Annotated in this window: 6 protein-coding genes; 3 read left to right on the top strand and 3 right to left on the bottom strand. The window is 73.4% G+C overall.

Translation table 11 applies throughout. The features are described 5' to 3' along the window. Positions 1–236: hypothetical protein (locus ACVMLK_RS19995; RefSeq protein ID WP_457487412.1), on the top strand; the 236-nt coding region annotated here is incomplete at its 5' end. Between the two features lie 11 nt (positions 237–247). Here the strand turns inward: ACVMLK_RS19995 and ACVMLK_RS19990 are convergent. Then, positions 248–1240 (bottom strand): MBL fold metallo-hydrolase, encoded by a 993-nt coding sequence (locus ACVMLK_RS19990; RefSeq protein WP_457487411.1) that lies wholly within the window; start codon positions 1238–1240, stop codon positions 248–250. Next, complete coding sequence (locus tag ACVMLK_RS19985; protein ID WP_198364722.1) at positions 1237–2130, bottom strand: ATP-binding protein; 894 nt, start codon at positions 2128–2130, stop codon at positions 1237–1239. The genes ACVMLK_RS19990 and ACVMLK_RS19985 overlap by 4 nt, the downstream gene beginning before the upstream one ends. A 106-nt stretch (positions 2131–2236) precedes the next feature. Between ACVMLK_RS19985 and yajC the strand changes: the two genes are divergently transcribed. Beyond that, positions 2237–2575 carry a preprotein translocase subunit YajC gene (gene yajC / locus ACVMLK_RS19980; protein WP_198364723.1) on the top strand — a complete coding sequence of 113 codons (339 nt, stop codon included), beginning with the start codon at positions 2237–2239 and terminating at the stop codon, positions 2573–2575. An 83-nt stretch (positions 2576–2658) separates the two neighbouring features. On the opposite strand, the gene ACVMLK_RS19975 is transcribed toward yajC, so the two are convergent. Next, positions 2659–3297: a superoxide dismutase gene (locus tag ACVMLK_RS19975; RefSeq protein ID WP_198364724.1), complete on the bottom strand. Its 639-nt coding sequence runs from the start codon at positions 3295–3297 to the stop codon at positions 2659–2661. 200 nt (positions 3298–3497) lie between these two features. Between ACVMLK_RS19975 and ACVMLK_RS19970 the strand changes: the two genes are divergently transcribed. Continuing rightward, positions 3498–4084: squalene/phytoene synthase family protein (locus ACVMLK_RS19970; RefSeq protein ID WP_457487410.1), on the top strand; the 587-nt coding region annotated here is incomplete at its 3' end.

Below are 4084 nucleotides of genomic sequence, written 5' to 3'. Positions count from 1 at the left end.
GGGCCTATCGCGACCGCATCGCCGCGCTCGAGGCCGCGCCGGCGCCGCCGGTGGGAGCCTGCCGCGCCGAGCGCGGGGCCGCCGCCGCCCGGGAGCTGGTGCGGCGCTGCATCCAGGTCTCGCCCGCCACGCGCCCGCCCTGCCACGACTCCAATCCCTGCGCCATGATCGAGGATGAGATCGCGCGCGGCTGCGGCTTCCTGCCCACGCCGCGGCCGGCCTTCTGCCCGCGCTGAGCCGCCCCGCCTCAGGCCAGCGCGAGCGGCACCAGCACCGTCTCGCCGCAGCCGGGCGCGCGGAAGGCGCTCTCGGGGATTCCCATCGCGGCGCGCGCCGCGGCCAGCCGCCGCTCGGGTTCGTCGATCGGCTCCCGCGTCAGCTGGAAGGTGCCGAAATGCATCGCCAGCGCCCGCCGGGCGCGGAGGTCGCGGAAGGCCCGCACCGCCTCCTCCGGGTCGATATGCACGACGTCCATGAACCAGCGCGGCTCGTAGGCGCCGATCGGGATCAGGGCGAGGTCGAAGGGGCCGAGGCGGCGGCCGATCTCGGCGAAATGCGCGCCCCAGCCGGAATCGCCCATGAAGTAGAGCCGGCCGCCGGCTGCCGTCTCCAGGGCGAAGCCGCCCCAGAGCGTCCGGGCCCGGTCGTGCAGCCCGCGCGCGGCGAAGTGCCGGGCCGGGGTGAAGCGCGCGCCGACGCCGCCGGGCAGGGGCGCCGCCTGCCACCAGTCCAGCTCCACCACGTCGCGCAGGCCGTGCCGGCGCAGGAGCCCGGCATTGCCGAGCCCGGTCAGGATGCGCGGCGTGTCGCGGCGCTGCAGGCGCTTCAGCGTCGGGATGTCGCAATGGTCGTAGTGGTTGTGGCTGAGCAGGACGGCATCGATGCGCGGGAGTGCCTCGAAGGCGAGGCCGGGCGGCCGCACCCGCTTCGGCCCGAGGAAGGGCAGCGGGCTGCAACGCTCGCTCCAGATCGGGTCGGTGATCAGCGTCGGTCCGCCATGCAGGCGGATCAGGAAGCTGGCATGGCCGAGGAAGGTCACCGCCGCATGGCCGGGCGGCGGCGGCTCCGGCGGCGCGAAGGCCGGGCCGGGCGCGGGGCGCGCCCAGCGCGGCGCGCGGGCCTCGCGCATCAGCCGCCAGAGGGCGCGGAAGCTCTGCCCGGCCACGGAGCCGTCGGGGTTGAGGAAGGCCCGCCCCTTCCGCGACGCGCCCCGGGCGCCTTCGAGGTCCGGTGCCGTCACGCCGGGATGGCGACGCCGAGCCGGCCGGCCAGGTCCAGGATGAACTGCCAGGCGACGCGGCCCGAGCGGCCGCCGCGCGTCACCGACCATTCGACCGCCGCGCGGCGCAGATCCTCCGGCGCGATCTCCAGGCCGAGCGCGGCGGCATAGCCCTCCACCATGGCGAAGAACGTCTGCTGGTCGGCGTTGTGAAAGCCGATCCAGAGGCCGAAGCGATCGGAGAGCGAGACCTTCTCCTCCACAGCCTCGCCGGGATTGATGGCGGTGCTGCGCTCGTTCTCGATCATGTCGCGCGGCATCAGGTGGCGGCGGTTGCTGGTGGCATAGAACAGCACGTTCGCCGGACGGCCCTCGATGCCGCCATCCAGCACCGACTTCAGCGCCTTGTAGTCCTGGTCCTCGCGCTCGAAGGAGAGGTCGTCGCAGAAGACCAGGCAGCGGCGGGGGCTCTGGCGCAGCAGGTTCAGCAATTCGGGCAGGGTGCGGATGTCCTCGCGCTGGATCTCGATCAGCGCCAGCGCCCCGGACCGTCCCCCGCCGCCCTCCGCGTTGGCGGCGGCATGCGCGGCCTTGACCAGGGAGGACTTGCCCATGCCGCGCGCGCCCCAGAGCATGGCATTGTTGGCCGGCAGGCCGCGCGCGAAGCGCCGGGTGTTCTCCAGCAGCAGGGATTTCTGCCGCTCCACCCCCTGCAGCAGCCCGATCTCCACCGCCGCGACGCGCGGGACGGGCGCCAGCCGGGCCGGGCGGCCCTCCTGCGCCGGGTGCCAGACGAAGGCATCGGCGGCGGAGAGGTCCGGCGCGGCGGCGGGCGGCGGGGCCAGGCGCTCCAGCGCCTCGGCGATGCGGGTCAGGGCGGGCAGCAGGGCGGTGTCGTCGAGGCTGGACAAGCGAAGGCTCCGGGCGGCGGGCCGCGTTACAGGACGGACAGGTTGACGGGCGGCCCAGCGAGGCTAGTTTCGCGCGCCACACACGGCAAGACGGAAGCCCCCTTCGATGCTCATCTCCCCCGCCTATGCCCAGGATGCCGCGGCCGCCGGCGCCGCCGGCATCGTCATGCAGCTCGCACCGCTGATCCTGATCTTCGTCGTCTTCTACTTCCTGCTGATCCGCCCCCAGCAGAAGCGGGCCAAGGAGCACCGCACCATGCTGACGGCGCTCAAGCGCGGCGACCGTATCATCACCGGGGGCGGCCTGATCGGCAGCGTGACCCGGGTGAAGGACGGTTCGGACGAGGTCGAGGTCGAGCTGGCGCCGAACGTGCGGGTGAACGTGGTGCGCAGCACCATCGCCAGCCTGGTGCGGGCCCCGGCGGCGGCGAACGACAGCAAGTAACCGCTCCAGCGGGCGAAAGCGAGAAGGGCGCCGGGGGGATACCCCGGCGCCCTTTCGTCGTCAGTGTACCGGACGCGCCCGGCTCAGGCGCTCTGGCCGGACTTCAGGCCGCCATTCAGCAGCAGCTCCTCGACCTTCTCCCAGTTCACCAGCTTGTTCAGGAAGTTGTCCAGGTAGCCGGGGCGGACGTTGCGGAAGTCCAGGTAGTAGGCGTGCTCCCACACATCGGCGCCGAGGATCGGCGTGCCCTCGCCGGTGGAGAGCGGGTTGGCGCCGTTCGGCGTCTTGGTGACCTTGAGCTTGCCCGAGCCATCGACGATCAGCCAGGCCCAGCCGGAGCCGAACTGCGTCACGCCGGCCTGCTTGAAGGCCTCCTTGAACTGGGCGAGGCCACCGAAATCCTCGTCGATCTTGGCGCCGATCTTGCCCGGCAGGCTGTCCCCGCCGCCATTCGGCTTCATCACCTGCCAGAACAGGATGTGGTTCCAGTGCTGGCCGGCCTGGTTCAGCACCGGCAGGCCCTCGGCGCCGGCCTTGCCGGCCTCGGCGACGATCTGCTCCAGCGACTTGCCGGCCAGGCCCTTGCTCTCCACCAGGCCGTTCAGCGCGGTGACATAGGCCTGGTGGTGCTTGCCGTGGTGCAGCTCCAGCGTCTCCTGGCACATGCCGGAGCCGGCGAGGGCGGAGGCGTCGTAGGGAAGCGGCGGAAGGCTGAAGGCCATGGTGGCTGAACTCCCGATGAATGACAGGAACCGAGTGGACGATTCCCGGGGCGCCGGGGTTCCGGCGCCGCGGCCCGTCAGAGCTAGGCGTGCCCCCCCTGTGCGTCAACCGGGCCGCCGTTACAATGCCGGTTCCATGAACACCGCGCGCCGGCCGCCATCGCCCTTGTGCGGCCCGCTTCCGTGTCCATAACCCCCGCATGGCCGAACCTGCCCCGCCCCCCATCCCTGCCGCCGCCTCTCCGGACGGCCTCTCCACGCTGGCGGCACTGGCCCGCCAGCACGATCCGGACCGGTTTCTCTGCGCGCTCTTCGCGCCCGCCGCGCGGCGGGAGGAGCTGTTCCTGCTGACCGCCTTCAACCATGAGCTGGCCCGCGCCCGGCTCGCGACCAGCAACCCCATGACGGCGCTGATCCGCCTGCAGTGGTGGCGCGACGCGGTGGCCGAGGCGGTCGAGGGGCGGCCCGCGCGCCGCCACGAGGTGGCCGCGCCGCTGGCCGGGGCGATCCGCGCCGGCCGGCTCGACGCCGCCGATCTCAACGGCATGATCGATGCGCGGGAGGCGGAGACGGAGGAGGAGATGCCGAGCCGGGGCGCGCTGTTCGCCTATCTGCGCGGCACCGCCGGCGGCTTCGCGGTGGCGGCCGGGCGGGCGCTCGGCGCCCCGGCCGAAAGCCTGCCCGGCCTGCAGGCGGTCGGCGCCGCCTATGGCCTGGCGGGGGTGCTGCGCGGCATCCCGGCGCAGGCCCGGGCCCCGCCGGCACTCGTCCGGCACCAGCGGCACGC

This window comes from Teichococcus aerofrigidensis, from assembly GCF_054073225.1.
Note: the sequence above shows the minus strand (reverse complement) of the source record. Positions and strands in the feature narration are given on the sequence as shown.